The following is a 26,599-nucleotide window of genomic DNA, read 5'->3' as shown; positions in this document are numbered from 1 at the left end:
GTACCCGCAGATCCGGCCGGCGGGGCGTTCTGCCATCCGCCAGGAGCGTTCCTGCGTTTCCAACGAGTAAAAACTCTAGCCGACGATGCGGCCTTTCGTCCAATCCGACTGTTTCTGCCCGTGTTTCCGGGCCGCGAGGGGATGACAACGGTGTAATTCGGGCCGTTTGCCGCACGAGAAGTCCGGTGGGTTCTCCGGAAGTTCGCGGCAGGCCGGCAGCCGTTTTGCATGGGCGGAACTGTCTTGCTAATGTTTTCTAGGTCGTTCCCCACGGGGTGCGGCAGAGTCCGGGCGATTGGCGCAGTGGTAGCGCGCTTCGTTCACACCGAAGAGGTCACTGGTTCGAACCCAGTATCGCCCACCCGGAAGGAAGGCCCCCGCCGTACAGCGGGGGCCTTCCTGCGTCCGGGGCCGCCGGCAGCAGTCCGGCTGTCCCTGGCGTCTGACATGATTTTGCTATGACTTCTCCGGCACTTGCCCACCAGACGGAAAACGGGCGGATGTACTCGCGCTCCCTCGATGCCCTGCCCACGGTGCCGTCCATCACCACCGTGATCGCCCAGGCGCCCTCGGACATGAGCGGCTGGGCCGGCCACATGGCGGCCACTTCGCTGGCGCGCGATCCAGGCCTGGCCGAAGCGGCCGCAAACCCGGCGCTGCTCCGCGGCCTGGCCAAGGAGGCATCCAAGGCGGCCGACCGCTACCGCGACGCCGCCGCGGAGCGCGGGGACCGGGTGCATGCCTACGCCGAGCAGGTGGCCCTGCGCGCCCTCGGCAGGCCGCACCGGCTGGGGGAGGCCCGGGAGGAGCTCAGGGCCTGTGGCGAAGAAGCCTTCGCCATGCGTTTCGACGAATGGTGGCAGCTGTACGGAGTGGAGCCGGTGGCTCCCGAAATCACCGTCTGGAACCACGAGGTGGGTTATGCCGGGACGCTGGACCTGGTGGCCAAAATCGGCGGCCGGCTCTGCCTGATCGACTTCAAGACCAAGGGCACGGACCGCAACGGCCAGGTCAAGGCCATGGACGACAAGGTCGTCATGCAGCTCGTGGCGGGCATGAAGGCGCAGGAATCCCTGGTGGACGCGGAGGCCGGGAGCTGGGAGCCCTGGGCGTACGGCACCGACCCGATCCTGCTCGGGGTGGCGGTCGGCGAAACGGAGGTGCGGCCCATGCAGGCCAACCCCGAGGTGCTGCGCTACCACTGGTACAAGTTCTGTGCCCTGCGCCGGGTCTGGGAAGTGCAGCTGCAGGCGGCCGAGGCCGGACGCGCCCTGCTGCCGATCGGCCCTCCGGTGGTCCGCCCGTCCATGCAGCAGGCCTGAGCGCCGCGGGCAGGCAGCGAACGCTAGGCTGGTGGGTGGGGAGCCAGCACCAACAGTGAGGAAGCATTTTCAATGACGATCCTGAGCATCCGGATCATCGGAGACCCGGTCCTGAGGACGAAGGCGGAGCCGGTCACGGATTTCGGTCCGGACCTGGCCAAGCTGGTCGAGGACATGGACCAGACGATGGAGGACGTTGACGGCGCGGGCCTGGCTGCTCCGCAGGTCGGCGCCAGCCTGCGCGTCTTCACTTTCCGGATCGACGGGCGCCGCGGGCACATCATCAATCCCGTGCTGGAGACCAGCGAGGATTTCCAGTCCGACCAGGTGGAAGGCTGCCTGTCCATCCCCGGACTCGGCTTCCCGGTCCGGCGCCGCCGCTGGGCCCGTGCCACCGGCGTGGACATCCACGGCAACGAGGTGGTGGTCGAGGGCGAGGGCATGCTGGCGCGCTGCCTGCAGCACGAGACGGACCATCTGGACGGCATCCTGTACACGGACCGGCTGACCGGCGAGGACCGGAAGAAGGCGCTGCGGGCCATCCGCAACGCCGCCTACAACACGGTGGCGGAGGATACCGCTGCCCAGCGCGCCGCCAGTGTGGGTTCGGGCTTCGGCACCGGTTCCTTCGGGCAGTCCCGGGCGTGACCGGGGACCGCCCGATGCGGGTACTGTTCGCCGGCACCCCGGCCGTGGCCGTGCCGTCGCTGGAGCGGCTGCTGGAGGCCGGCTTCGACGTCGTTGCCGTCCTGACCCGCGACGACGCACCGGTGGGCCGAAAGCGCATCCTGACTCCTTCCCCGGTGGCCGCCCGTGCCGAGGAACTGGGCCTGCCGGTGATCCGTGCCAACCGGATCGACGCCGCGGCCACAGCAGCGATTGCCGCGGCCCGGCCTGATGTCGCCGCGATCGTGGCCTACGGCGGACTCGTGCCGCCGGCAGCCCTGGAAATTCCCCGGTACGGCTGGGTCAACCTGCATTTTTCCCTGCTGCCGGCCTGGCGCGGCGCCGCGCCCGTGCAGCACAGCGTGATCCACGGGGACGAGCTGACCGGGGCCAGCACGTTCCTGCTGGAGCCGGGCCTGGACACCGGCCCGGTCTACGGGACGCTCACCGAAGCCGTCCGGCCCGAAGACACCAGCGGAGACCTGCTGGAGCGGCTCTCGCACAGCGGCGCCGTGCTGCTGGCGCAGACACTTTCCGCCATCGCCGCCGGCAAGGCCGTGGCGGTGCCGCAGTCCGGAGATGTGTCGCTGGCCCCGAAGCTGACGCTGGCCGACGGCCGGATCAGCTGGGACCAGCCGGCCCTGGCCATCCGGCGGCGGATCAACGGCGTCACCCCCGAACCCGGCGCCTGGACGATGCTCGAGGGCCAGCGCTTCAAGCTTGGCCCCGTGCAGCTGCGGCAGGACCGCCGGGATCTGGCTCCCGGGCAGGTGCTGGCGGGCAAGGACGGGGTGCTGGTCGGCTCCGGTTCCTGCGCCGTCGAACTTGGGCAGGTGCAGCCTGCCGGCAAGAAGATGATGGCCGCGGCGGATTGGGCCCGCGGCCTGGGACAACGCGAGGATGTGCACTTCGAGTGAACGGCCAGGACAGACCACGCCGGCACGGCGGCAGCGGAGACCAGCACGGCGGCCGCGGACAGCAGTCCCACCGCCGGCGTGACGAGGCCGGGCGCGAGCGCAACCGCGGCGGCACCCGGCAGTTTTCCAAGACCGCGCCGTCGCAGCGGACCCGGTTGGCGGATCCGGCCCGGCTGGCCGCCTTCGAGGTGCTGCGCGCGGTGGAGCGGGACGACGCCTATGCGAACCTCGTGCTGCCGGCCCGGATCCGGCAGCACCGGCTGGACCGCCGGGACGCCGGGTTCGCCACCGAGCTGGCCTACGGTGCCCTGCGCGGGCAGGGCATCTATGATGCCATCCTGGCCCGCTGCGTGGACCGGCCGCTGGAGCAGCTGGACCCGGCCATCCTCGACGCCCTTCGCTTGGGAGCCCACCAGCTGCTGGCCATGCGGGTGCCGGCGCATGCCGCCCTGGACCAGACGGTCGGCCTGGCCCGGGCGGTCATCGGTGCCGGACCGGGCTCGCTGGTCAATGCCGTGCTGCGCCGGGTCAGCGCCAAGGACCTGGACGCCTGGACCGCCGAACTGACCGAGGCCGAAACCGATCCGGCCAAACGGGCGGCCATCGTGCACAGCCATCCCGAATGGATTGTCCGGGCCATGCGCCAGTCGCTGGCCGGGCACGGCCGCAACGTGGACGAGCTGGAGGAACTGCTGGCGGCGGACAATGCCGCCCCGGTGGTGAACCTGGTGGCCCTGCCCGGCCTGGGCAGCCTGGACGAGGCGTTCGACGCCGGCGCGGAACCGGGCCGGCTGGTCGAGGACTCGGCGCTGTATGCCGGCGGCGACGTTGGCCGGCTGGCCGGCATCCGGGCCGGAACCGTGCGGGTCCAGGATGCCGGCTCGCAGCTGATCGCCCGCGCCGTCGCGGCAGTGCCGCTGGACGCAGGCCCGGACGGCCAAAGGCCCGAGCGCTGGCTGGACCTGTGCGCCGGCCCCGGGGGCAAGGCCGCCCTGCTGGGCGCGCTGGCGGCCGGCTCCGGAGCCACGCTGCTGGCGAACGAGCCGGCGGAGCACCGCGCCGAACTGGTCCGCAAGGCCCTGGCGCCGGTGGATCGGAAGGTGTGGGAGGTGCGCACCGGGGACGGCCGGGACCTGGGCCGGCTGGAGCCTGGTGGCTTCGACCGGGTGCTCGTGGACGTGCCCTGCACCGGGCTGGGCGCCCTGCGGCGGCGCCCGGAATCGCGCTGGCGGCGGCAGCCTTCGGACCTGGTGCAGCTCGGTCCGCTGCAGCGGCAGCTGCTCGAATCCGCGGTGGACGCGGTCCGGCCCGGGGGCATCGTCGCCTATGTGACCTGTTCGCCGCACCCGGCGGAAACCACCGCCGTCGTCGCGGACATGCTGCGCCGCCGCCCGGACCTGGAGCTGCTGGATTCGGCGGCCGCGCTGGAGGCCGCCAGCCTGTCCGGCGGGCTGCAGGCGGGCCAGCCCGGACCCGGCAGCGGCGGTACCACTGCCCAGCTCTGGCCGCACCTGCACGGCACGGACGCAATGTTCATGGCACTTCTCAGGCGAAAGTAGGCCCTTCTCCGATGGCACAGTGCTGCATCAACCCCAGTATCCTCTCCGCTGACTTCGTCAACCTTGAGACCGAGCTGCGCCGGATCGACACGGCCGACGCAGTCCATGTGGACGTGATGGACAACCACTTCGTCCCGAACCTGACCATCGGGCTGCCGGTGGTGTCCAGGATCCAGAAAGTCAGCCCGGTTCCGCTGGATGCGCACCTGATGATTGCCGATCCGGACCGCTGGGCCCCTGCCTATGCCGATGCCGGCGTGGCCTCGGTGACCTTCCATGTCGAGGCCGCGGCGGCACCGGTGCGGCTGGCCCGCGAGCTGCGCGCCCGCGGCGCCAAGGCGGGCATGGCACTGCGGCCGGCCACCGCCGTCGAACCCTACCTGGACCTGCTGCCGGAAATGGACCTGCTGCTGATCATGACGGTGGAGCCGGGTTTCGGCGGACAGGCGTTCCTGGACGTGGCGCTGCCGAAGATCCGCCGGGCGGCCTCCGCTGTGGCAGGGTCAGGACTGCCCGTGGCCATCCAGGTCGACGGCGGAATCACCGAGGAGACCATCGTCCGTGCCGCCGAGGCAGGAGCGACCGTGTTCGTGGCCGGCTCGGCCGTGTACGGGGCGGAGGATCCGAACGCGGCGATCGCCAGGCTCCGCTCGGCCGCGTCCCGCTGATCCGCATCAACTCGCCGGGCAAGGCCCGTCGCGGCGGGAAAGGGCGTCATCCGGCACCGTGGACGCACGGGATCTGTTACACCGGATGACACCGATGTGACGTGCGCCCGGCCGGATATGGAACAATGGCAACGTACAAACGTGCTCCGGGGTCGGTGAAAGTCCGAACCGGCGGTGATAGTCCGCGACCCGTTGCCAAAAGTCCCGAAGGGGCCGGAGGCTGCGGCTGAGCCGGTGGAATTCCGGTACCGACAGTTACAGTCTGGATGGGAGAAGCACGTACAGGCGGTCTGCGAAGGCGCACCGGCTGCGCCACAGGCGCGGGCCGGATTCCTTCCCGCCCCGCACTGTCGTTACCCCGGAGCCGCCGCGGCTTTGAAAGGGGACGACATGGATCTTCTGCGGTGGCTCTTAGATGCCCGGGTTCCCGCCGGCAGCGCCCTGCTGCCGGACGAGGCGCCGGGCCGCAATTCCTTCTTTTCCGGTCCTGCCGGGCTTTCGGGCCGTGACGGGGCCGCGCAGTGAGCGCGCCGGTGGCGCCCGCTGCGTCCGCCCAGGTTTTTTCCCCGGCGGAAACCCGGGCCATGCAGGCTGCGCTGGATGCAGCAGGGCAGGGTCCGCGCGGTGCCAACCCGCTGGTGGGCGCCGCCATCCTGGCCCCTGACGGCACGGTCCTCAGCGTGGGCTACCACCGCGGCGCCGGCACCGCCCATGCCGAAATCGACGCGCTGGCGGTGCTGAGGGAGAAGTCCGGCGGCTCCCTGCCCAATCTGTCCGCCTGCACCATGGTGGTCACCTTGGAACCCTGCAGCCATCACGGCCGCACGGGCCCCTGCGCGGCGGCCATCGCCGAAGCCGGGGTCGGCGCTATCGTCTACGCGGCCGCGGACCCGACGGCCGAGGCCGCCGGCGGCGCCCGCTACCTGCTCGACGCCGGCGTGGCCGTGCGCGCCGGCCTGTTGTCCGGCCCGGCACTTGAGCTGAACCAGCGCTGGTTCAGGGCCAAGGCCGAAGACCGGCCGTTCACCACGCTGCATATCGCGCAGACCCTGGACGGACTGATTGCCGCCGCGGACGGGACCAGCCAGTGGATCACCGGGGCGGCGGCCAGGCAGGACAGCCACGGCATCCGCGCCCGCGTGGACGCCATCGTCGCAGGCACCGGCACCGTGCTGGCGGACGACCCGCGCCTGACCGCCCGGGACGCGGACGGACGCGAGCTGGAACGCCAGCCGCTGCGTGTGGTGGTAGGCCGGCGCGAGGTCCCCGCCTCCGCGGCAGTGCGCGGCCGCGACGGGAAGTTCCTGCAGCTGGCCGGCCACGATCCGGCGGCCGTCCTCGGCGAGCTGGCCGCCCGCGGCGCCGGCCACGTGATGATCGAAGGCGGGGCCACCGTCGCCGGAGCCTTCCTCGCCGCGGACCTGGTGGACGAACTGGTGCTGTACCTGGCGCCGCTGATGCTGGGGACCGGGATCCGGTCCACCGGCGACCTGGGCATTTCCACCCTTGCCGATGCCTCCCGCTGGCGCTGGGACCCCGTTGCCCCGGCCAGAACCCTGGGCGCGGATCTGCGCCTGACCCTTGAACCCCTGCCGCTTGCCCGGCACAACGAAAGGCCATGAGGATGTTTACCGGAATTATCACCGAACGCGGCAGGGTGGAATCGCTCGTGCTGCGCCCTGAAACGGATTCGGCGGTGCTGACCTTCAGCGCTCCGGCCACCGGCAAGGACCTGGAGCTGGGCGGCTCGATTGCCGTCAACGGCGTCTGCCTGACGGCGGTGTCCATCGGCGGCGGCCAGGTGAGCGTGGACGTGATGGGGGAGACCCTGGCCCGCACGACGACGGGCGGGCTGGCCGCGGGCATGAAGGTGAACCTCGAGCGCTGCGTTCCGGCCGGGGGCCGGCTGGACGGGCACGTGGTGCAGGGGCATGTCGACGGCGTTGGCAGCCTGCTCGAGCGCGAGGACAAGGGGGAATGGGAGCGGCTGCGCTTCGCGGTCCCGCAGCCCCTGGCCAGGTACATCGCCGAAAAGGGCTCCATCGCCGTGGACGGGGTTTCCCTGACCGTGACGGCGGTCAGCCCGGCCGGTGCCGCCGGGCAGGCCTGGTTCGAGGTTGGTTTGATCCCGACGACGCTGGCCGAAACCGGTCTCGGGAGCAAGCAGCCCGGGGACCCGGTGAACCTGGAGGTGGACGTGCTGGCCAAGTACGCCGAGCGCCTGCTCGCGTTCGCGGTCCCCGCCGGCACCACTGCTGCCGCAGGGGGTGCCCGGTGAGCGCCGCCGTCGAACCGGCCATCCGGCTGGACGCGATCGAACTGGCCATCTCGGCCATCGCCGCCGGCCGCCCCGTGGTGGTGGTCGATGACGAGGACCGCGAGAACGAGGGCGACATCATCTTCGCCGCGGACGCGGCCACCCCGTCCCTGATGGGCTGGACCATCCGCCACACCTCCGGGGTGGTCTGCATTCCGATGCCCGGATCGCGCGCGGACGAACTCGGCCTGCCGCCGATGGTGGAGGTCAACCAGGACGCCAAGGGCACCGCCTACACGGTCTCCTGCGATGCCACCGCCGGTGTGACTACCGGCATCAGCGCCGCGGACCGCGCGCTGACTGCCGCGCTGTTGGCCTCCCCCGACTGCACCGCCGCGGACCTGACCCGTCCCGGACACATGTTCCCGCTGCGCGCGGTCGACGGCGGCGTGCTGGAGCGCCGAGGGCATACCGAGGCCGCGGTGGACCTGTGCCGGCTGGGCGGGCGGGCTCCGGTGGGCGTCATCGCCGAGCTGGTCCACGACGACGGCGACATGATGCGCCTGCCGGCCCTGCGGGCCTTCGCCGACGAGTTCGGCCTCCCGCTGGTCTCCATCGAAAACCTCGCCGGCTACCTGTCCGCCGCCGAGCCGGCGGGCATCGGCGCTGCCTCGGAGCGGCCGTCATGAGCGGCGTCTTCACCGGCGGGACCGGGGACGGCCGGCAGCCGGCAGGAGCCGCCGTGGTTCTTCCCGAGCCTGTCTCCGGCGGGCCCGCGGTCCAGCTGCCGACCGCCTTCGGCGTCTTCACCGTCCGGGCGTGGACGGACGCGGCCACGAGCGTGGAGCACCTGAGCATCAGCTCGCCGGTGCCGGCGTCCGAGGCTCCGCTGGTGCGCCTGCACTCGGAGTGCCTGACCGGGGACGTGTTCGGCTCCTACCGCTGCGACTGCGGCGAACAGCTGGACCAGGCGCTCTCGCTCATCGCCGAGCAAGGCGGCACTGTGCTCTACCTGCGCGGCCAGGAGGGCCGGGGGATCGGGCTGGCCAACAAGATGCGGGCCTATGCCCTGCAGGAAGCCGGGGCGGACACGGTGGAGGCCAACGAACAGCTGGGCCTGCCGGTGGACGCGCGGGACTACCGGGCCGCCGCGGCCATCCTGCAGGCGATGGGCATGCAGTCCGTCCGGCTGCTGAGCAACAACCCGGCCAAGCGCGACAAGCTGGAGGACCTGGGCATCACGGTCGCGGAAATGGTCTCCTCCGAAGTGCCCTCACGCGAGCACAACCGGCGCTACCTGCAGACCAAGCGGGACCGCATGGACCACCGGCTGTCCCTGCTTGAGGACAACCCGGTCCAGCAAAGCTGACACCACACCCACGACAGTAAGGACATCATCTATGAGCGGTCAGGGCGCACCTGCCATCGACATTTCTTCCGTGAAGACCGGCGGCGAGCTGAAGCTGGCGATCGTCGCCGCCAGCTGGCACACGCAGATCATGGACGGCCTGGTGGCCGGCGCCCTGCGCGCGGCCGCCGAGGCCGGCATCGCCGAGCCGGCGCTGGTCCGGGTTCCCGGGGCCTTCGAGCTGCCGGTCGCGGCGGCCCGGCTGGCACCGCACTACGACGCCGTGGTGGCCCTCGGCGTCGTCATCCGCGGGGGCACCCCGCACTTCGAGTACGTCTGCGACGCCGCCACCAGCGGGCTGACCAGCGTCAGCGTGGCCACCGGCAAGCCCGTCGGCTTCGGCGTGCTCACCTGCGACACGGAGCAGCAGGGCCTGGACCGCGCCGGCCTGGAAGGCTCTTCCGAGGACAAGGGCCACGAAGCGGTCAGCGCCGCTCTGGCGACCGCCGCCACCCTCCGCGGCCTCGGCGTCTGAGATGGGGGCGCTCCCGAAGCGTGGAGTGGGGCCCTCACGCCCCACTCCACGCTTCGGGAGCGGCTGATTTTCGGCCGGGGAGGTGTTCGTCACATAGCCGGGCGGCGTTTGTGGCGGCGGCGGTGGGCTGACGTAACCTTGAGAGCGTGAAATCCTTCGATACCCTCTTTGCCGAGCTGAGCGAGAAAGCGCAGCAGCGCCCCGCCGGCTCCCGTACCGTTGCCGAGCTGGACTCGGGCATCCACGGCATCGGAAAGAAGGTAGTCGAGGAGGCCGCCGAGGTCTGGATGGCGGCGGAATACGAGTCCGACGAGGCCGCGGCCGAGGAAATTTCCCAGCTGCTCTACCATTTGCAGGTGCTGATGCTGGCCAAGGGCCTGAACCTGGAAGACGTCTACAAGCATCTTTAGCGGTACGCTGCCCCCGCTCCACCGGCATTGCCGGATGGACGGGCGGTGTTCCGCCTCAGCCCAGTCCCCGGCCCCCGGCCGCGAACCGGCCGATCCTTGAAGCAGAAAGTCCTGACATGCTCCGCGTAGCAGTTCCCAACAAAGGTTCCCTGTCCGAAGCCGCCTCCGGCATGCTCTCCGAGGCCGGCTACCGCCAGCGCCGCGACAGCCGCGAACTGGTGATGGTGGATCCGGACAACGACATTGAATTCTTCTACCTGCGCCCGCGCGACATTGCCGTCTACGTGGGCACCGGCACCCTGGACGTGGGCATTACCGGGCGCGACCTGTTCCTGGACGCCCAGGTCGAAGCCGAGGAGCTGCTGACCCTGGGCTTCGGGGGCTCCACCTTCCGCTTCGCCGGGCCCGTCGGCGAGTTCACCGATGTCACGCAGCTGCATGGTCGGCGGCTCGCAACCAGCTACGACGGACTGCTGCGCTCCTACCTGGCCGACCGCGGCGTCGAAGCCAAGGTGGTCCGGCTGGATGGGGCAGTGGAATCCTCCGTGCGCCTGGGCGTGGCCGACGCCATCGCCGACGTCGTGGAAACCGGCAACACGCTCAAGGCCGCCGGGATGGAGATCTTCGGCGAGCCGATCCTGAAGTCCGAGGCGGTGCTGATCGGACGCCCAGGTGAGGCTGCCGCTGGCCTGGACGTGCTGATCCGCCGGCTGCGCGGGGTGATCGTGGCCCGCGAGTACGTGATGATGGACTACGACGTGCGCAAGGAACTGGTCGAGGAGGCCGCCGCCCTGACCCCCGGCCTGGAATCCCCCACCGTGTCCCCGCTGCGGGACACCGACTGGGTTGCCGTGCGGTCCATGGTCAAGCGCAACCAGACCAACCGCATCATGGACGAGCTCTACGAACTGGGCGCCCGCGCCATCCTGGTCAGCTCCATCCACGCCTGCCGCATCTAGCCGGGAGTCAATAATGAGCGTTGCAATCCGAGTCATTCCCTGCCTGGACGTCGACGCCGGCCGGGTGGTCAAGGGTATCAACTTCGAGGGCCTGCGCGATGCCGGGGATCCGGTGGAGCTGGCCCACCGCTACGACCGCGCCGGCGCCGACGAGCTGACCTTCCTGGACGTGACCGCGTCCTCGGGCAACCGCGAAACCACCTTCGACGTGGTGGCGCGCACCGCGGAGGAAGTCTTCATTCCGCTGACCGTCGGCGGCGGCGTGCGCGAGGTGGCGGACGTGGACAAGCTGCTGCGCTACGGCGCGGACAAGGCAGCCATCAACACCGCCGCGGTGGCCCGCCCGGAAGTGATTGACGAGATCACCCGGCACTTCGGCTCCCAGGTGCTGGTGCTGTCGCTGGACGCCCGCCGGGCGCCCGGGGCTGGCGTTCCCTCCGGCTTCGAGGTGACCACCCACGGCGGACGCAAGGGCACCGGAATCGACGCCGTCGCCTGGGCCCGGGAGGCAGCCGACCGCGGGGTGGGCGAAATCCTGCTCAACTCCATCGACGCCGACGGCACCAAGGACGGTTTCGACCTGGAGATGATCGCCGCGGTGCGCGCCGCGGTGAAGGTGCCGCTGATTGCCTCGGGCGGTGCCGGCAAGCCCGAGCACTTCCCGCCGGCGGTGGCGGCCGGTGCTGACGCAGTGTTGGCGGCCTCGGTGTTCCACTTCGGCCCGGACGACGCGATCGCCCAGGTCAAGAAGGCCATCCAGGACGCCGGTTTCCCTGTCCGCTGAATCCGGGCCGGAAGGAACGCTTGTCCGCCGGCGCCGCGCTAAGGTTGATTTTCGTGAGATTGTGGTCCGTCCATCCCCGTTACCTGGACCGGCAGGCGCTGACCGCCTGTTGGCGCGAAGCGCTGCTGGCGCAGGCCGTGCTCAATGGGGCCACCCGCGGATACACCATGCATCCGCAGTTGGCGCGCTTCCGCTCCCAGCCGTCCCCGCTGCAGGCTGTCGGCGCGTACCTTTTGAGCATTGCGGATGAGGCTGGCTCGCGCGGCTACCGGTTCGACCGCAGCAAGGTCCTCCACCTGCCGCCCCGGCCGGTGCTGCTGTCGCTGGAAATCGGGCAGTTGGACTACGAGTGGAACCACTTGATGCGCAAGCTCGAAGTGCGCAGTCCGGATATCGCAACCCGCTGGGCGGAGGTCCTGCGGCCCGATCCGCATCCGCTGTTCACGCTGGTCGAGGGGCCGGTCGCCGTATGGGAGCGCCCGGGAAAGTCCTAGCGCGGTCGACCCGCGTCCCTCACGGTCGGCCCCAGGCCCCGGGCAGGCTGGTCCCTACAGCCCGATTTCGGCACTTTCGAGCAGGGCGACGGCATCCGGCTGGCCCTCATAGGTGACGAGGGCGTGCCGGGTCCGGCCGTGGGCGTGCATCAGCAGTTCGCCGGGCTCGCCGACGATTGCCACCGAGACGGGCGCGCGCTTGGCCACATGCCGCGGCCCGTCCGGCCGGACCAGGATGATCCCCAGGTCGACGCCGCGGTACAGGAACGCCGCCCGCTTGACCAGTTCGTTCCACAAGGCCTCCGAGTAGTTCCCGTCCAGGGCGCGCGGCGCCCAGCGCGAAGAGGCACGGCGCACGTCCTCGGTGTGGACGAAGTACTCGATCAGGTTCGCCGCCTTGGCGACCGGCTTCAAGTGCAGGGGGCTGAGCCTGGGCGGACCGGCCAGGAAGGCCCGGACCAAGGCCGCGTAGGTGTCGGCGGCGCGCGACTTGCTCGCCAGTTTCCGGACGGCACGGTCGGAAACTCCGGCCAGCGGCTTGACCACGTTGCCCAGGGCCACCACGGGCCGGTGCTCGCGCAGGTAGAGATGAGCTGCGAGCTCCTCGGTCTGCCAGCCGGCGCACAGCGTGGGGGATCCCGGGCCGGCCGCCAGCAGCGTTTCGGCCAGGACTTCGCGGGACGGGTCTACGAAATGCATCAATGCTGAACCTAGCATGAAGCGCCGCCGCACGGCGTCACTCCCGTAGCGTCCATCTGTCTCCCCGTTCGCCGCCTGCCCCACACGCTCCGCGTGCGGGGACCCCTGGCCGCTCCCTTAGCTCGCTTCGCTCACGGCGGGTCCCTCGACAAGGGAGGGACGCGAGGGGCCCGTCGTGGCGACGAAGTCGCTATGACGGGGGCGTCACTCCTGTAGCGTCCATCTGTCTCCCGCCGCTCGCTTCGCTCACGGCGGGTCCCTCGACAGATAGACTGGTAGGGATGTCCTCCCAAACTGATCCCCAGAAAACCATGCCCGCAGCCGCCGGTTCCACCGCGCTGCCGGCCGAGGTAGCCGCGCGGCTCAAGCGCGACCCTGCCGGCCTGGTGGCGGCGATCGTCCAGCAGCATGATACCGACGAGGTGCTCATGCTCGGCTGGATGGACGACGAGGCCCTTCACCGCACGCTGACCACCGGCCGCGCCACCTATTACTCCCGGTCCCGCCAGGAGTACTGGCGCAAGGGGGATACGTCCGGCCACGTGCAGTGGGTCAAGTCCGTGTCGCTGGACTGCGACGGCGATGCCCTGCTGGTCAAGGTTGACCAGGTCGGCGCCGCCTGCCACACCGGCACCCGCACCTGCTTCGACGACCGCCGGCTCGACGCCGTCATTGGCTCCGGCGCGCCGGCACCCGGAGCCGAGGGGGTGCGCTGATGCAGGAATTCGGGGTCATCAGCCCCACGCTCGAGGAGTTCCGCGCGCTGGCGGCCGGCCACCGCGTGGTTCCGGTGACGGTGAAGGTCCTCGCCGACGACCTGACGCCGATTTCGCTCTACCGCAAGCTGGGCGGCGGGCAGCCGGGCACCTTCCTGCTCGAGTCCGCAGCGGTGGGCGGGGTCTGGTCGCGCTATTCCTTCATCGGTACGCACTCGCGCGCCGTGCTCACCACCCGGGACGGCCAGGCGCACTGGCTGGGCGAACCGCCGGCCGGGCTGCCGCTGGACGGCAACCCGGTGGAGGCGCTGCGCGCCACGGTGGAGGCCCTGCAGACGGAGCGGTTCGAGGGCCTGCCGCCGCTCACCTCGGGCCTGGTGGGCTTTGTCGGCTGGGAGGCCGTGCGGCACTGGGAGCGGCTCACCAGCCCGCCCGAGGACGACCTGGACCTGCCCGAGCTGGCCATGTGCCTGGTCACCGACCTGGCCGTGCACGACAATGCCGAAGGCAGCGTGACGCTGATCGCCAATGCCATCAATTTCGACGGCAGCGACGAACGCGTGGACGAGGCCTGGCAGGATGCCGTCCGGCGGATCCAGCGGATGCTGGGCGAACTGACAGCCCCGCTGGCACAGCAGGTCTCGGTACTCACCGGAGAGCCCATGGACACCGCGGGGCTGATGGCCGAGGTCACCCACCGGTGGGCCGAGGACCGCTACAAGGCCGCCGTGGAGCGCGGCAAGGAAGCCATTGTGGACGGCGAGGTGTTCCAGGTGGTCATCTCCCGGCGCTTCGAGATGGACTGCGCGGCCCCGGCCCTGGACGTCTACCGGGTGCTGCGGAACCTGAATCCGAGCCCGTACATGTACCTGTTCAGCTTCGAGGACGCCGACGGCAACGGCTATTCGATCGTGGGTTCCTCGCCCGAGGCCCTGGTCACCGTCACCGGCGACGAAGTGGTCACCCATCCGATCGCCGGCTCCCGGCCGCGCGGACGCACGGTCGAGCAGGACCGCGAGCTGGCGGAGGAACTGCTGGCGGACCAGAAGGAACGGGCCGAACACCTGATGCTCGTGGATCTGGCCCGCAATGACATTTCCAAGGTCTGCGACCCGGGCACGGTGGACGTCACCCAGTTCATGGAGGTGGAGAAGTTCAGTCACATCATGCACCTGGTCTCCACCGTGGTGGGCCGGCTCTCCCCGGACAAGACTGCCTACGATGTGCTGGCCGCGACCTTCCCTGCCGGCACGCTCTCGGGAGCGCCCAAGCCCCGTGCCCTGCGGCTGCTGGACGAACTTGAACCGCACCGCCGGGGGATCTACGGCGGCGTGGTCGGCTACCTGGACTTCGCCGGGGACATGGACATGGCGATCGCGATCCGTTCGGCCCTGCTGCGCAACGGCAAGGCCTACGTGCAGTCCGGCGGCGGCATTGTCGCCGACTCGCAGCTGGACGCCGAGGCGCTGGAGACGGTGAACAAGGCGGCAGCCCCGCTGCGCGCCGTCGCGCTGGCCGCCCGGCTGCAGCCAGCCGACCCGGCGGTCCTGGCCGTCCAGGAACCGGCCCCGTGAGTTCCTCAGCGACCGGGCACCCAAAGCGTGCTCCGGCCTGGCGGCGCAAGGGTACCGTCGTACTGGCCTCCGTGCTGGTCCCGCTGGCGGCCTTCGCCACCACCACGCAGACCTGGCTGTACGTGAGGCTGCCCCAGGGCGGGGTGCAGACCCCGGACCTGAGCGTGGCCGGCAGCGATGCGGCCACCTCGGTCACGGCGTTTGCGCTGGTGGGCGTGGCCGCGGCGCTGGCCAGCTCGATTGCCGGCCGGGTGGCCCGGGTGGTGACGGCCGTGCTGTTGGCCCTGGCCGGACTTGGCATCGCCTGGACCAGCGCCGGCATGCTGGCCGATCCCGCCGCGGCGGCTTCGGCCGCGGTCGGCAAGGCCACGGGCATGACCGGCGGGGACGCGGCCATCGAGCTCACCGTCTTCCCGTCCCTGGCGGCGGTGGCCGGAGTCCTGATGATGCTGTGCGGGGCGTGGATCCTGGCCGCCGGACGGTACTGGCCGGCAGCGCGGAAGTACGGCGCGTCCCCGCGCGCCGGGACCGGGCCGCGGAAGGCCGACGGCAGCCCGGCGGACCGGACCGGACCGGTGGACGAGATCGACAGCTGGGATCAGCTGAGCCGGGGCAAGGACCCCACCGACTAAAGCGGCGGGCACCGGCGGCACGGGACCGCGGTGGCCGGAGCCTGTCCCAAACAATGGCAGAATAAAGACAAGCAACGTACTCGAGGGAGATTTACCATGGCCAACACCGCCACCAGCCAGGCACAGCAGGACGAGGGCGTCGTGGACATCCACGCCGAGCCCATCGGCCACGGCAACAGCCCGGCGGCCTGGACCTGCGTGCTGATCATGTTGGTCGGGGCCGTCGCCGCCGCCATAGGCTTCATTATCGCCAGCCACCTGGTCTTCTGGATTTCCATCGCCGTCATGGTGGTCGGCCTGATCGTGGGCGGGATCATGAAGAAGGCCGGATATGGCGTGGGCGGCAGCAAGCTGAAGAATCGCGGGCACTGAGAGTGACGGTTCTCGACGAGATCATCGCCGGGGTACGCGAGGACCTTCAGGCGCGCCAGGCCCAGGTGCCGCTGGCCGAACTTAAGCAGCTTGCCGCCCAGGCGCCGGCGCCGCGGGACGCGCATGCCGCCCTCGGCGGTGCCGATCCCGCCCGGGCGCAGCTGGAGGTCATCGCCGAGGTCAAGCGCAAGAGCCCGTCCAAGGGTGCCTTGGCCGACATCGCCGATCCTGCCGAGCTGGCGGTCCGCTACGAGCGCGGCGGCGCAGCCGTGATCAGCGTGCTGACCGAGCAGCGGCGCTTCAACGGTTCGCTGGCGGACTTCGACGCCGTGCGCGCCGCCGTCGGCATTCCGCTGCTGCGCAAGGACTTCACCGTCGACGAGTACCAGATCTGGGAAGCGCGCGCCCACGGCGCGGACCTGGTCCTGCTCATTGTGGCGGCGCTGGACGACGTGCAGCTGCGCAGCTTCCTGGCGCTGACCCATGAGCTGGGCATGAACGCCCTGGTGGAGACGCACACCTCCGAGGAGATCGACCGGGCCGTGGCCGCCGGCGCCCGCATCATCGGGGTCAACGTACGCAACCTGAAGACCCTGGACGTGGACCGCTCCATCTTCGCCGCCCTGGCCGGCAGGATCCCCGCCGGCGCCGTGGTGGTGGCCGAGTCCGGCGTCCGGGACGCCGCCGACGTCGAACACTACGCGGCCCACGGCGCCCACGCCGTACTGGTGGGCGAGGCACTGGTCAAGGGCAGCGACCCTACGGAAGCCATTGCGACATTCCGCGCAGCCGGCGCCGCCGCCATCGCCGCCCAGGCCTGAGGCATCCGGCCGGTCCGGCACCGGCAGCAGCCGACCGGACAAGCAGCTGCCCGCCGGACGGGCAGCTGGTGAAGCTATCGAATTCAAGGGGACGGCGGGCATGTCCTGGACAGGGCGGCCGCCGGTCCCGGTAAGGAAAGACAGGAACGGCCATGACCCAGAGCCCTGACAAGCCCTCCGGCACGCTGCCGGATACCGCCGACGCCTTCCTCGCCGCCGGCGGCACCCTGCGCCATGCGCCCGGGCCGTACTTCGGCAACTACGGCGGCCGCTGGATGCCCGAATCCCTGATCGCCGCCCTCGACGAGCTGGCGGACACCTTCGACAAGGCCAAGGCCGACCCGGAATTCACCGGCCGCGTCGCCGAGCTGAACCGGAACTACTCCGGCCGGCCCTCGCTGCTCACCGAGGCCAAGCGCTTCGCCGCACATGCCGGGGGAGCGCGGATCTTCCTCAAGCGCGAGGACCTGAACCACACCGGCTCGCACAAGATCAACAACGTGCTGGGCCAGGCGCTGCTGGCCCAGCGGATGGGCAAGACCCGCCTGATCGCCGAAACCGGAGCCGGCCAGCACGGCGTCGCCAGCGCCACCGCCGCGGCCCTGCTGGGCCTGGAGTGCGTGGTCTACATGGGAGCCGAGGACTGCCGCCGGCAGGCGCTGAACGTGGCCCGGATGGAACTGCTGGGCGCCACCGTGGTCCCGGTGACAGCCGGGTCGCAGACGCTCAAGGACGCCATCAACGAAGCCCTGCGTGACTGGGTGGCCAATGTGCACAATACCCACTACCTGCTGGGCACCGCCGCCGGCGCACACCCGTTCCCGGCCATGGTCCGCTACTTCCACGAAGTCATCGGCGAGGAAGCCCGCGCCCAGATCCTGGAACAGACCGGCAGGCTGCCCGACGCCGTCTGCGCCTGCATCGGCGGCGGTTCCAACGCCATCGGCATCTTCCACGGCTTCCTGGACGACCGCTCGGTGCAGCTCTACGGCTTCGAGGCCGGCGGCGAGGGCGTCGAGAGCGGCCGGCACGCCGCCACGATCACCCTGGGGCGTCCAGGCGTGCTGCACGGAGCCCGGTCCTACCTGATGCAGGACGAGGACGGCCAGACCATCGAATCGCACTCGATTTCTGCAGGACTGGACTACCCCGGCGTCGGGCCCGAGCACGCGTACCTGGCGGACATCGGCCGGGCCAGCTACGAGCCGGTCACGGACAGCGAAGCCATGGACGCCTTCCGCCTCCTGTGCCGCACCGAAGGCATCATCCCCGCAATCGAGTCCTCGCACGCCCTGGCCGGCGCGCTGCGGGTCGGCAAGCGGCTGACCGAGGGCCGGAAGAACCCCCAGGACGTCATCATCGTGGTGAGCCTGTCCGGCCGCGGGGACAAGGACGTGGCCACCGCAGCCGAATGGTTCAACCTGCTCGAAAAGGACACTCCGGAAGCGGAGATCGGCGCCGAAGGAGAACAACTGTGAGCACCACCGCCATCATCAGCAAGACCGCCGCCGCCATCGACCGCGCCCTGGCCGACGGACGCACCGCGCTGGTCGGCTACCTGCCGGCCGGTTTCCCGGACGTGCAGACCACCATCGACGCCGCCGTCGCGCTCGCCGAGAACGGGGTCGACGTCATCGAAATCGGCATTCCGTACTCGGACCCCGTCATGGACGGCCAGGTCATCCAGGCCGCGACCGTGCAGGCGCTGCAGAACGGGTTCCGCGTGCGCCAGGTCTTCGACATCGTGGCCGGGATCACGGCCCGCTGCGACGCCGCGGTGCTGGTGATGACCTACTGGAACCCGGTGATGCGCATGGGCGTGGACGAATTCTCCCGCCGCCTGGCCGAGGCCGGGGGAGCCGGGCTGATCACCCCGGACCTGATCCCGGACGAGGCCGCCGAGTGGTTCGAGGCCTCGGACAAATACGGACTGGACCGGGTATTCCTCGTGGCTCCGTCCACGTCCCCGGAACGCATGGCGATGACAGTCAAGGCCAGCCGCGGCTTTGTCTACGCGGTCTCGCTCATGGGCGTCACCGGCGCCCGGGCGAATGTCAGCGACGCGGCCCAGCGGGTGGTCGAGGCAGCCCACGCCGCCGGCGCCGAACGCGTCTGCGTCGGCCTGGGAGTCTCCAAGGCCGAGCATGTGCGCGAGATCGGCGAGTACGCCGAAGGCGCGATCGTGGGCACCGCACTGGTTGCAGCGCTCGGATCGCAGGGTGTCGACGCCGTCGGCCGGCTCGCCGCGGAGCTGAGCAGCGGCACCCCCCGGTCCCGGACCGGCGCCTAGCAGCCCGCACCGCACCATCGAGGACCGACCGAAGGACTACCGCCATGAACAGCCTTGCCGCAGCAGTTCCTGCCGCCATCCCCAGTCCGGGATGGTCCGGATTCACCATCGGGCCGGTGACCATCCACGCCTACGCCCTGTGCATCCTGGCCGGCATCGCAGCGGCCCTGTGGCTGACCGACCGGCGCTGGAAGGCCCGCTCCGGCCCGGAAGGTGCGGTGTGGGACATCGCGATCTGGGCCATTCCGTTCGGGATTATCGGCGGGCGGCTCTACCACGTCGTGTCCTCGCCGGACGCGTATTTCGGCCCCAACGGGGATCTGGGACTGATCCCGCAGGTCTGGCGCGGCGGCCTGGGCATCTGGGGTGCGGTGGCGCTCGGCCTGGTCGGCGCCTGGATCGGCTGCCGGCGGGCGGGGCTGAAACTGAGCGCGTTCATGGACGTGGCCGCGCCCGGCGTGCTGCTGGCCCAGGCGATCGGCCGCTGGGGCAACTGGTTCAACCAGGAGCTTTTCGGCGCGCCCACCACGCTGCCCTGGGGCCTGCAGATCGATCCGGGCAACCCGAACTTCCCGCCGGGCATGGCCCCGGACACGCTGTTCCACCCCACCTTCCTGTACGAGTCGCTGTGGAACCTCGCCGGCGTGGCCCTGCTGCTGGCCCTGGACAAGCGTTTCAGGTTCCGCCGCGGACTGCTGTTCTGGCTCTACGTGGCGATCTACACCCTGGGCCGGGTCTGGATCGAAATGCTGCGGATCGACGACGCCGAAATGGTCTCCCTCTTCGGCGTGACCGCGCGGCTGAATGTCTGGACCAGCCTGCTGCTGTTCGCGGTATCGGTCGTCATCTTCGTGCTGCTGGCCCGGCGCCCGCGCACCGAAGCCGATGAGTCGCTCTACCTGGAGGGCCGGGCGCCGGAGGCGGCTGCAGCCGGTGCCGGAACCGCCCCGAAGGGCGGCGCCGAAACGGCCTCCGGCCGCAGCGTCGACGGGTCCGGTGCCGGCGGAACAGTTAACAATTCCGAAATCTCCGGGAAAAATGCGGTGCCGGCTGTGTCATCGGGAACACGCCGTGCTAATCTCGCTGATACTTCTTCGGAGGCGGACAACGGCTCCGGCTCCGGTGGCAGCGAAACCCGCCTCGATGGCGGGCGGCGCGGCCGCACGGAGGACGAGAAGAAATAGTCCGGCGGGTCACCACCCGCCTCCGGCTATTTGCCACATAGACGTGGATGCCCCGGCAACGGATCCACGCACCATGTGAGGGCCCTGCCGGCGGCGAGGGAGCTATATAGCGTAGGCAGCCAGATCCAGTGCACCAAAAATGCTGCACACCGAGAGCTATGCCATAAAATTCCTTTACCAGTACATGGCGGGCCTGTCCCATGCCGGCCGTGTGTCCCGGGGCCAGCGTTGTCCCCTTCTCAAGTTCGATTACGGGAGAAGGACAATCCGACATGACTCCTCCATTCACTGGATCCAGCACTCCGCGCCGGCACGGCAGCGGCGGTGAGGGCACAGCCGGGCCGGTCTCGCCCTTTACCCGGTTCGCTGCCTACCCGCAGCAGAGCGGCCTGTACGATCCGGCCAATGAAAAGGACGCGTGCGGCCTCGCCGTCGTCGCCACCCTCCGCGGGGAGCCGGGACACGACATCGTCGACGCGGCCCTGACGGCCCTGCGCAACCTCGAGCACCGCGGTGCCGTCGGTGCCGACGAAGGCACCGGCGACGGCGCCGGCCTGCTGACGCAGATTCCGGATGAGTTCTTCCGCGCCGTGGCCGGCTTCGAGCTGCCTCCGGCCGGCGAATACGCCGTGGGAACGGCGTTCCTGCCCAGCGAGGACGCCGAGGCCGCTGTGGCCAGGGAAGGCATCGAGTCGCTGGCCACGTCCGAAGGACTGAAGGTCCTGGGCTGGCGCGAAGTGCCCGTGGTGGCCGAACTGGTCGGCGCCATGGCGCGTGCCTGCATGCCGCACTTTGTGCAGGTCTTCCTCGGCGTGGACCCGGAGGCCGGGGGATCGCTGCAGGACCTGGACGCCCGGGTCTTCCGCGTCCGCAAGCGCGCCCAGAACAAGTTCGGCGTCTACTTCCCCTCGCTGTCCTCCCAGACCATCGTCTACAAGGGCATGCTCACCACGGCCCAGCTCGAGCCGTTCTACCCCGACCTGTCGGACAGCCGCTTCAAGACCAAGCTCGGCATCGTCCACTCGCGCTTTTCCACCAACACGTTCCCGTCCTGGCCGCTGGCCCAGCCGTTCCGCACCATCGCCCACAACGGCGAAATCAACACGGTCAAGGGCAACCGCAACTGGATGCGCGCCCGGCAGTCGCAGCTGAGCAATCCGCTGCTGGGCGAGACCCCGGAGGAGCTCTACCCGATCTGCACCCCGGGTGCCTCGGACTCGGCGTCCTTCGACGAGGTGGCCGAGCTGCTGATGCTCTCCGGCCGGCCGATCACGCACGCGATCATGATGATGATCCCGGAGGCCTGGGAGAACCACGCCACCATGGATCCGGAGCGGCGGGCCTTCTACCAGTACCACTCGATGCTGATGGAACCGTGGGACGGACCCGCAGCGGTGTCCTTCACCGACGGCAAGCTGGTCGGGGCCGTGCTGGACCGCAACGGCCTGCGCCCGGCCCGCTACTGGGTCACCGAGGACGGCCTGGTGGTCCTGGCCTCCGAGGTCGGCGTCGTGGACATCGAGCCCGAACGCGTGGTCCGCAAGGGCCGGGTGTCCCCGGGCAAGATGTTCCTGGTGGACACCGAGGCCGGCCGGCTGATCGAGGACCAGGAGATCAAGGCCGAAATCGCCACCGCCAACCCGTGGGGCGAATGGCTCAAGGACAACATGATCCGGCTGGAGGACCTGCCCGAGCGCGAGCACGTGGTCCACACCACCGCTTCGGTCAACCGCCGCCAGCGCACCTTCGGCTACACCCAGGAGGAACTGCGCATCCTGCTCGGCCCGATGGCCCGCACCGGCGCCGAACCGCTCGGTGCCATGGGCACCGACACCCCGATCGCCGTGCTGTCCAAGCGCCCGCGCCTGCTCTTCGACTACTTCGTGCAGTCCTTCGCGCAGGTGACCAACCCGCCGCTGGATGCGATCCGCGAGGAACTGGTGACCTCGCTGCGTTCCTCCATCGGACCGGACGGGAACCTGCTTGCCACCGGCCCGGTGCGCACCAAGCAGGTGGCGTTGAAGTTCCCGGTGATCAACAACGACGAACTGGCCAAGATCGCCGCGCTGGAGACCGAGGAAGGCACGCGGGCCACGCTCAAGGTCCGCGGCCTGTACCGTCCCGAGGGCGGCGAGGCCGAACTGCGCGCGCGCCTGCAGGAGATCTGCGAGAAGGTCTCGGCAGCGGTCAACCGCGGCGTGCAGTTCATCATCCTCTCCGACCGGGATTCGAACGCCCAGTGGGCGCCGATCCCGTCCCTGCTGCTCACCAGCGCGGTGCACCACCACCTGCTCAAGAGCGCCAACCGCACCAAGATCTCGCTGCTGGTCGAGGCCGGCGACGTGCGCGAAGTGCACCACGTGGCCGTGCTGATCGGCTACGGCGCCTCCGCCGTCAACCCCTACCTGGCGATGGAAAGCTGCGAGGAACTGGTCCGCAACGGGGACATCCACGGTGTGACCGCGGAGGAAGCGGTCTACAACCTGATCAAGGGCCTGGGCAAGGGCGTGCTGAAGATCATGTCCAAGATGGGCATCTCCACCGTCGCCTCCTATTGCGGCGCCCAGACCTTCGAGGCCCTGGGCCTGTCCCAGGACCTGGTCGACCAGTACTTCGCCGGCACCCAGTCCCAGCTCGGCGGCGTCGGCCTGGACGTGATCGCGGCGGAGACCGCGGCCCGGCACGCCCAGGCCTACCCGGGCGACGGCATCGACGACCCCCACCGCAGCCTGGAAACCGGCGGCGAGTACCAGTGGCGCCGCGAGGGCCCGCCGCACCTGTTCAACCCGGAGACCGTCTTCCGGCTGCAGCACTCCACCCGGGAGCGCCGCTACGACGTGTTCAAGGCGTACACCCAGGGCGTGGACGACCAGTCCAAGGACCTGATGACCCTGCGCGGGCTGCTGAAGTTCAAGACCGGGGAGCGTCCGGCGGTGCCGCTGGAGGAAGTGGAGCCGGTCTCGAGCATCGTCAAGCGGTTCTCCACCGGCGCGATGAGCTACGGCTCGATCTCCAAGGAGGCGCACGAGACCCTGGCCATCGCCATGAACCGGCTGGGCGCCAAGTCCAACACCGGCGAGGGCGGCGAGGACCCCGACCGGCTGCTGGATCCGGAGCGCCGCTCGGCGATCAAGCAGGTGGCGTCCGGCCGCTTCGGCGTGACCAGCCTGTACCTGACCCACGCCGACGACATCCAGATCAAGATGGCCCAGGGCGCCAAGCCCGGCGAGGGCGGCCAGCTGATGAGCCAGAAGGTCTACCCGTGGGTGGCCCGGACCCGGCACTCCACGCCCGGTGTGGGGCTGATCTCCCCGCCGCCGCACCATGACATCTACTCGATCGAGGACCTGGCGCAGCTGATCTACGACCTCAAGCGCTCGAACCCCGCGGCCCGGGTGCACGTGAAGCTGGTGTCGGAAGTCGGCATCGGCACGGTGGCGGCCGGGGTGACCAAGGCCAAGGCCGACGTCGTGCTGGTGTCCGGGCACGACGGCGGCACCGGTGCCTCTCCGCTGAACTCGCTCAAGCACGCCGGCGCGCCCTGGGAACTCGGCCTGGCCGAGACCCAGCAGACGCTGATGCTCAACGGCCTGCGCGACCGCGTGGTGGTGCAGGTGGACGGCCAGCTCAAGACCGGCCGCGACGTCGTGATCGCCGCGCTGCTGGGCGGCGAGGAATTCGGCTTCGCCACCGCCCCGCTGGTGGTCTCCGGCTGCATCATGATGCGCGTGTGCCACCTGGACACCTGCCCGGTGGGCGTGGCCACGCAGAACCCGGAGCTGCGCTCCCGGTTCACCGGAAAGCCCGAATTCGTGGTCAACTTCTTCGAGTTCGTGGCCGAAGAGGTCCGCGAGATCCTCGCCGAGCTGGGCTTCCGTACCCTGGACGAGGCGATCGGGCACTCGGAACTGCTGGATACCCGCGAAGCGGTTGACCACTGGAAGGCCTCGGGGCTGGACCTGGAACCGATCCTGAACGGCTATGAACTCGACGGGCATTCCGCGCTGCGCAACACCACCGGGCAGAACCACGAGCTGGACAAGCACTTCGACAACCAGCTGATTGCCATGAGCGCCGAGGCGCTCAGCTCCCGGCAGCCGGTGCGGATCAGCCTGGACGTGGTGAACACCGACCGGTCCGTCGGCACGATGCTCGGCCATGAGGTGACCAAGCGCTTCGGGCTCGATACGCTCGCTGACGACACGATCGACGTGACGCTGTACGGCCAGGCCGGACAGTCCCTGGGCGCGTTCCTGCCTGCGGGCATCACCCTGCGGCTGTACGGCGACTCGAACGACTATGTGGGCAAGGGCCTCTCCGGCGGGCGGATCATCGTCCGCCAGGACCGGGCCAACGCCTTCGTCTCCGAACGCAACGTGATCGCCGGCAACGTCATCGGCTACGGCGCCACCAGCGGCGAAATGTTCCTGCGCGGCCAGGTCGGCGAACGCTTCCTGGTCCGCAACTCCGGTGCCACCGCCGTCGTCGAAGGCATCGGCGACCACGGGTGCGAGTACATGACCGGCGGCCTGGCCCTGGTCCTGGGCCGCACCGGCCGCAACTTCGGTGCCGGCATGTCCGGCGGCATCGCCTACGTGCTGGACCTGGACCGCACGCGGCTGAACAAGCAGAGCCTGGATTCCGGGGAGCTGATGCTCCTGGCTCCGGACGCGGAGGACGGCGAACTCGTCGCCTCGCTGCTGAAGAAGCACGCGGAGGAAACCGGCTCGCAACTGGCAGCAGACCTGCTGCAGGACATCAGCGGCACCCTGTCGCGCATAACCAAGGTGCTGCCGCGGGACTACGCGGCCGTGCTGCAGGCCCGGGCGGATGCCGAAAGCCAGGGCCTGGACCCCGACGGCGACGTCGTCTGGAAGCGGATTTTGGAGGTTACCGGTGGCTGACCCACGCGGATTTTTGAAGGTACGCCAGCGGGAAACCCAGCCGCGGCGCCCCGTGCCGGTGCGCATCATGGACTGGAAGGAAGTCTATGAGGCGCAGGAGAAAGGCACCCTGAAGAGCCAGGCCGGCCGCTGCATGGACTGCGGCATCCCGTTCTGCCACCAGGGCTGCCCGCTGGGCAACCTGATTCCGGAATGGAACGACCTGCTCTGGCGCGGCAAGGACCAGGAAGCGATCGAGCGCCTGCATGCGACGAACAACTTTCCGGAGTTCACCGGCAGGCTGTGCCCGGCTCCGTGCGAGGCCTCCTGCGTGCTGGGCATCAACCAGCCGGCGGTGACCATCAAGCAGGTCGAGGTGTCGATCGCGGACCAGGCCTTCGAGAATGGCTGGGTCACCCCGCACGCTCCCGAACGGCTCACCGGCCAGACCATCGCCGTCGTCGGTTCCGGCCCCGCCGGCCTGGCCGCGGCCCAGCAGCTCACCCGTGCCGGCCACACCGTGGCCGTCTACGAGCGGGACGACAAGGTGGGCGGCCTGCTGCGCTACGGCATTCCGGACTTCAAGATGGAGAAGGAGCACCTGGAACGCCGGCTGGAGCAGATGTCCGCCGAGGGCACGCGCTTCCGCACCGGCATCGAGGTGGGCAAGGACGTCAGCTGGGACCAGCTGCGCCGCCGGTACGACGCCGTGATCATCGCCACCGGGGCTACCGTGCCCCGGGACCTGCCGATCCCGGGGCGGGAACTGCAGGGCGTGCATTTCGCGATGGAATATCTGACCCAGGCCAACCGGGTGGTGGCGGGGGAGCAGGTGCCCCACCAGATCGACGCCCGCGGCAAGCACGTGGTCATCCTCGGCGGCGGTGACACCGGTGCCGACTGCATCGGCACCGCCCACCGGCAGCAGGCAGCCTCGGTGACCACACTGGCCATTGGCAAGCAGCCGCCGACGGAACGGGCTCCGCACCAGCCCTGGCCCACCTTCCCGACCCTGTTCGAGATGGCCAGTGCCCACGAAGAAGGCGGTGAGCGGACCTACCTGGCCTCCACCGTCGAGTTCGTCGGCGAAAACGGCGTGCTCAAGGCGCTCAAGGTCGCCGAGACCGAGTTCGTGGACGGTAAGCGTCTGCCCAAGCCCGGCACCGAGCGGGAGATCCCGGCGGACCTGGTCTTCCTGTCCCTGGGCTTTACCGGCGCCGAGCCGGCGGGCATCACCGAGCAGGTCAAGGCCGAGTTCGACACCCGCGGCAACGTGGGCCGGGACGCCTCCTACATGACCAATACCGAGGGTGTGTTCGTGGCCGGCGACGCCGGGCGCGGCCAGTCGCTGATTGTCTGGGCGATTGCCGAGGGCCGTGCCTGCGCGGCCGCGGTGGACGAGTGGCTGACCGGTTCGACCCGGCTGCCCGCACCGGTAGCCCCGACGGACCGTGCCATTTCGGTCCTGCCATAACCGAGAAATACCCGGAACCAGCGCCGGGGCAGGCG

At 70.0% G+C, this 26,599-nt stretch carries 26 protein-coding genes, 1 tRNA gene and 1 riboswitch; of the genes, 26 read left to right on the top strand and 1 reads right to left on the bottom strand.

The genetic code is table 11. The features are described 5' to 3' along the window. The first annotated feature begins 289 nt into the window (after positions 1-289). From HGG74_RS16150 to HGG74_RS16080, 16 genes are all read left to right on the top strand, one after another. Positions 290-361: transfer RNA gene (locus tag HGG74_RS16150), tRNA-Val, on the top strand. A gap of 97 nt (positions 362-458) precedes the next feature. Further along, a complete protein-coding gene (locus HGG74_RS16145; protein WP_168488001.1) occupies positions 459-1,322 on the top strand; it encodes a PD-(D/E)XK nuclease family protein in 864 nt (287 codons plus the stop codon). A gap of 72 nt (positions 1,323-1,394) precedes the next feature. Next, positions 1,395-1,970, top strand: coding sequence for a peptide deformylase (def, locus tag HGG74_RS16140; RefSeq protein ID WP_168487999.1), 576 nt, complete (start codon positions 1,395-1,397; stop codon positions 1,968-1,970). Positions 1,971-1,984: 14 nt separating this feature from the next. Beyond that, complete coding sequence (fmt, locus tag HGG74_RS16135) at positions 1,985-2,905, top strand: methionyl-tRNA formyltransferase (protein WP_168487997.1); 921 nt, start codon at positions 1,985-1,987, stop codon at positions 2,903-2,905. Further along, on the top strand, positions 2,902-4,464 hold the full coding sequence (locus tag HGG74_RS16130) for an RsmB/NOP family class I SAM-dependent RNA methyltransferase (protein WP_168487995.1): 1,563 nt from the start codon (positions 2,902-2,904) through the stop codon (positions 4,462-4,464). The genes fmt and HGG74_RS16130 overlap by 4 nt, the downstream gene beginning before the upstream one ends. An 11-nt stretch (positions 4,465-4,475) precedes the next feature. Then, positions 4,476-5,132: a ribulose-phosphate 3-epimerase gene (gene rpe / locus HGG74_RS16125; protein WP_168487993.1), complete on the top strand. Its 657-nt coding sequence runs from the start codon at positions 4,476-4,478 to the stop codon at positions 5,130-5,132. A gap of 137 nt (positions 5,133-5,269) precedes the next feature. After that, positions 5,270-5,415: riboswitch (FMN riboswitch) on the top strand. A gap of 107 nt (positions 5,416-5,522) precedes the next feature. Further along, positions 5,523-5,657, top strand: a complete 135-nt coding sequence (locus HGG74_RS21995; RefSeq protein ID WP_281356158.1) for a hypothetical protein — start codon at positions 5,523-5,525, stop codon at positions 5,655-5,657. After that, a complete protein-coding gene (ribD, locus tag HGG74_RS16120; RefSeq protein ID WP_312856870.1) occupies positions 5,654-6,754 on the top strand; it encodes a bifunctional diaminohydroxyphosphoribosylaminopyrimidine deaminase/5-amino-6-(5-phosphoribosylamino)uracil reductase RibD in 1,101 nt (366 codons plus the stop codon). Before HGG74_RS21995 ends, ribD begins: the two co-directional genes overlap by 4 nt. Before the next feature lie 2 nt (positions 6,755-6,756). Continuing rightward, the gene (locus HGG74_RS16115) at positions 6,757-7,410 is read left to right on the top strand and encodes a riboflavin synthase (protein WP_168487989.1); all 654 of its coding nucleotides are present in this window, start codon (positions 6,757-6,759) and stop codon (positions 7,408-7,410) included. Next, on the top strand, positions 7,407-8,078 hold the full coding sequence (gene ribB, locus HGG74_RS16110; protein ID WP_168487987.1) for a 3,4-dihydroxy-2-butanone-4-phosphate synthase: 672 nt from the start codon (positions 7,407-7,409) through the stop codon (positions 8,076-8,078). Before HGG74_RS16115 ends, ribB begins: the two co-directional genes overlap by 4 nt. After that, positions 8,075-8,758, top strand: coding sequence for a GTP cyclohydrolase II (gene ribA / locus HGG74_RS16105; protein ID WP_168487985.1), 684 nt, complete (start codon positions 8,075-8,077; stop codon positions 8,756-8,758). The genes ribB and ribA overlap by 4 nt, the downstream gene beginning before the upstream one ends. 31 nt (positions 8,759-8,789) lie before the next feature. Continuing rightward, positions 8,790-9,272, top strand: a complete 483-nt coding sequence (ribH, locus tag HGG74_RS16100; RefSeq protein WP_168487983.1) for a 6,7-dimethyl-8-ribityllumazine synthase — start codon at positions 8,790-8,792, stop codon at positions 9,270-9,272. A gap of 146 nt (positions 9,273-9,418) precedes the next feature. Beyond that, positions 9,419-9,682: a phosphoribosyl-ATP diphosphatase gene (locus HGG74_RS16095; RefSeq protein ID WP_168487981.1), complete on the top strand. Its 264-nt coding sequence runs from the start codon at positions 9,419-9,421 to the stop codon at positions 9,680-9,682. A gap of 116 nt (positions 9,683-9,798) precedes the next feature. Then, a complete protein-coding gene (gene hisG / locus HGG74_RS16090; RefSeq protein ID WP_168487979.1) occupies positions 9,799-10,641 on the top strand; it encodes an ATP phosphoribosyltransferase in 843 nt (280 codons plus the stop codon). Positions 10,642-10,654: 13 nt separating this feature from the next. Continuing rightward, positions 10,655-11,425: an imidazole glycerol phosphate synthase subunit HisF gene (hisF, locus tag HGG74_RS16085; protein WP_168487977.1), complete on the top strand. Its 771-nt coding sequence runs from the start codon at positions 10,655-10,657 to the stop codon at positions 11,423-11,425. A 53-nt stretch (positions 11,426-11,478) separates the two neighbouring features. Beyond that, positions 11,479-11,919, top strand: coding sequence for a pyrimidine dimer DNA glycosylase/endonuclease V (locus HGG74_RS16080; protein ID WP_168487975.1), 441 nt, complete (start codon positions 11,479-11,481; stop codon positions 11,917-11,919). A gap of 54 nt (positions 11,920-11,973) precedes the next feature. Here the strand turns inward: HGG74_RS16080 and HGG74_RS16075 are convergent, their stop codons facing one another. Next, positions 11,974-12,618, bottom strand: a complete 645-nt coding sequence (locus HGG74_RS16075; protein ID WP_168487973.1) for a TIGR03085 family metal-binding protein — start codon at positions 12,616-12,618, stop codon at positions 11,974-11,976. A gap of 281 nt (positions 12,619-12,899) precedes the next feature. Here HGG74_RS16075 and hisI point away from each other — a divergent pair, with 281 nt between their 5' ends. From hisI to HGG74_RS16025, 10 genes are all read left to right on the top strand, one after another. Further along, on the top strand, positions 12,900-13,334 hold the full coding sequence (gene hisI, locus HGG74_RS16070; protein WP_168487971.1) for a phosphoribosyl-AMP cyclohydrolase: 435 nt from the start codon (positions 12,900-12,902) through the stop codon (positions 13,332-13,334). Next, positions 13,334-14,908 (top strand): anthranilate synthase component I, encoded by a 1,575-nt coding sequence (locus tag HGG74_RS16065; RefSeq protein ID WP_168487969.1) that lies wholly within the window; start codon positions 13,334-13,336, stop codon positions 14,906-14,908. Before hisI ends, HGG74_RS16065 begins: the two co-directional genes overlap by 1 nt. After that, positions 14,905-15,540 (top strand): Trp biosynthesis-associated membrane protein, encoded by a 636-nt coding sequence (locus HGG74_RS16060; protein ID WP_168487967.1) that lies wholly within the window; start codon positions 14,905-14,907, stop codon positions 15,538-15,540. Before HGG74_RS16065 ends, HGG74_RS16060 begins: the two co-directional genes overlap by 4 nt. Positions 15,541-15,636: 96 nt before the next feature. Beyond that, positions 15,637-15,912, top strand: a complete 276-nt coding sequence (locus tag HGG74_RS16055; RefSeq protein WP_168487965.1) for an HGxxPAAW family protein — start codon at positions 15,637-15,639, stop codon at positions 15,910-15,912. A 2-nt stretch (positions 15,913-15,914) separates the two neighbouring features. Beyond that, positions 15,915-16,733, top strand: coding sequence for an indole-3-glycerol phosphate synthase TrpC (gene trpC / locus HGG74_RS16050; RefSeq protein ID WP_168487964.1), 819 nt, complete (start codon positions 15,915-15,917; stop codon positions 16,731-16,733). A gap of 152 nt (positions 16,734-16,885) precedes the next feature. Then, on the top strand, positions 16,886-18,211 hold the full coding sequence (gene trpB / locus HGG74_RS16045) for a tryptophan synthase subunit beta (protein WP_168487963.1): 1,326 nt from the start codon (positions 16,886-16,888) through the stop codon (positions 18,209-18,211). Beyond that, entirely contained in the window at positions 18,208-19,023 is an 816-nt protein-coding gene (gene trpA, locus HGG74_RS16040) for a tryptophan synthase subunit alpha (protein ID WP_312856869.1), read from the top strand. The genes trpB and trpA overlap by 4 nt, the downstream gene beginning before the upstream one ends. 44 nt (positions 19,024-19,067) lie before the next feature. Beyond that, positions 19,068-20,207 (top strand): prolipoprotein diacylglyceryl transferase, encoded by a 1,140-nt coding sequence (gene lgt / locus HGG74_RS16035; protein ID WP_168487961.1) that lies wholly within the window; start codon positions 19,068-19,070, stop codon positions 20,205-20,207. 272 nt (positions 20,208-20,479) lie between these two features. Further along, positions 20,480-25,111: a glutamate synthase large subunit gene (gene gltB / locus HGG74_RS16030; protein ID WP_168487960.1), complete on the top strand. Its 4,632-nt coding sequence runs from the start codon at positions 20,480-20,482 to the stop codon at positions 25,109-25,111. Continuing rightward, entirely contained in the window at positions 25,104-26,564 is a 1,461-nt protein-coding gene (locus tag HGG74_RS16025) for a glutamate synthase subunit beta (protein WP_168487959.1), read from the top strand. The genes gltB and HGG74_RS16025 overlap by 8 nt, the downstream gene beginning before the upstream one ends. The last annotated feature ends 35 nt before the right edge of the window (positions 26,565-26,599 follow it).

It is taken from the genome of Arthrobacter mobilis (assembly GCF_012395835.1).
Taxonomy (GTDB): Bacteria; Actinomycetota; Actinomycetes; order Actinomycetales; family Micrococcaceae; genus Crystallibacter; species Crystallibacter mobilis.
Note: the sequence above shows the minus strand (reverse complement) of the source record. Positions and strands in the feature narration are given on the sequence as shown.

Coding starts and splice junctions, on each gene's coding strand:
- hisI (WP_168487971.1), top strand. CDS start 12,900: ATGTCCTCCCAAACTGATCCCCAGAAAACCATGCCCGCAGCCGCCGGT.
- HGG74_RS16145 (WP_168488001.1), top strand. CDS start 459: ATGACTTCTCCGGCACTTGCCCACCAGACGGAAAACGGGCGGATGTAC.
- gltB (WP_168487960.1), top strand. CDS start 20,480: ATGACTCCTCCATTCACTGGATCCAGCACTCCGCGCCGGCACGGCAGC.
- HGG74_RS16115 (WP_168487989.1), top strand. CDS start 6,757: ATGTTTACCGGAATTATCACCGAACGCGGCAGGGTGGAATCGCTCGTG.
- HGG74_RS16065 (WP_168487969.1), top strand. CDS start 13,334: ATGCAGGAATTCGGGGTCATCAGCCCCACGCTCGAGGAGTTCCGCGCG.
- HGG74_RS16055 (WP_168487965.1), top strand. CDS start 15,637: ATGGCCAACACCGCCACCAGCCAGGCACAGCAGGACGAGGGCGTCGTG.
- def (WP_168487999.1), top strand. CDS start 1,395: ATGACGATCCTGAGCATCCGGATCATCGGAGACCCGGTCCTGAGGACG.
- hisG (WP_168487979.1), top strand. CDS start 9,799: ATGCTCCGCGTAGCAGTTCCCAACAAAGGTTCCCTGTCCGAAGCCGCC.
- HGG74_RS21995 (WP_281356158.1), top strand. CDS start 5,523: ATGGATCTTCTGCGGTGGCTCTTAGATGCCCGGGTTCCCGCCGGCAGC.
- ribH (WP_168487983.1), top strand. CDS start 8,790: ATGAGCGGTCAGGGCGCACCTGCCATCGACATTTCTTCCGTGAAGACC.
- ribA (WP_168487985.1), top strand. CDS start 8,075: ATGAGCGGCGTCTTCACCGGCGGGACCGGGGACGGCCGGCAGCCGGCA.
- hisF (WP_168487977.1), top strand. CDS start 10,655: ATGAGCGTTGCAATCCGAGTCATTCCCTGCCTGGACGTCGACGCCGGC.
- HGG74_RS16075 (WP_168487973.1), bottom strand. CDS start 12,618: ATGCATTTCGTAGACCCGTCCCGCGAAGTCCTGGCCGAAACGCTGCTG.
- rpe (WP_168487993.1), top strand. CDS start 4,476: ATGGCACAGTGCTGCATCAACCCCAGTATCCTCTCCGCTGACTTCGTC.
- trpB (WP_168487963.1), top strand. CDS start 16,886: ATGACCCAGAGCCCTGACAAGCCCTCCGGCACGCTGCCGGATACCGCC.
- fmt (WP_168487997.1), top strand. CDS start 1,985: ATGCGGGTACTGTTCGCCGGCACCCCGGCCGTGGCCGTGCCGTCGCTG.
- lgt (WP_168487961.1), top strand. CDS start 19,068: ATGAACAGCCTTGCCGCAGCAGTTCCTGCCGCCATCCCCAGTCCGGGA.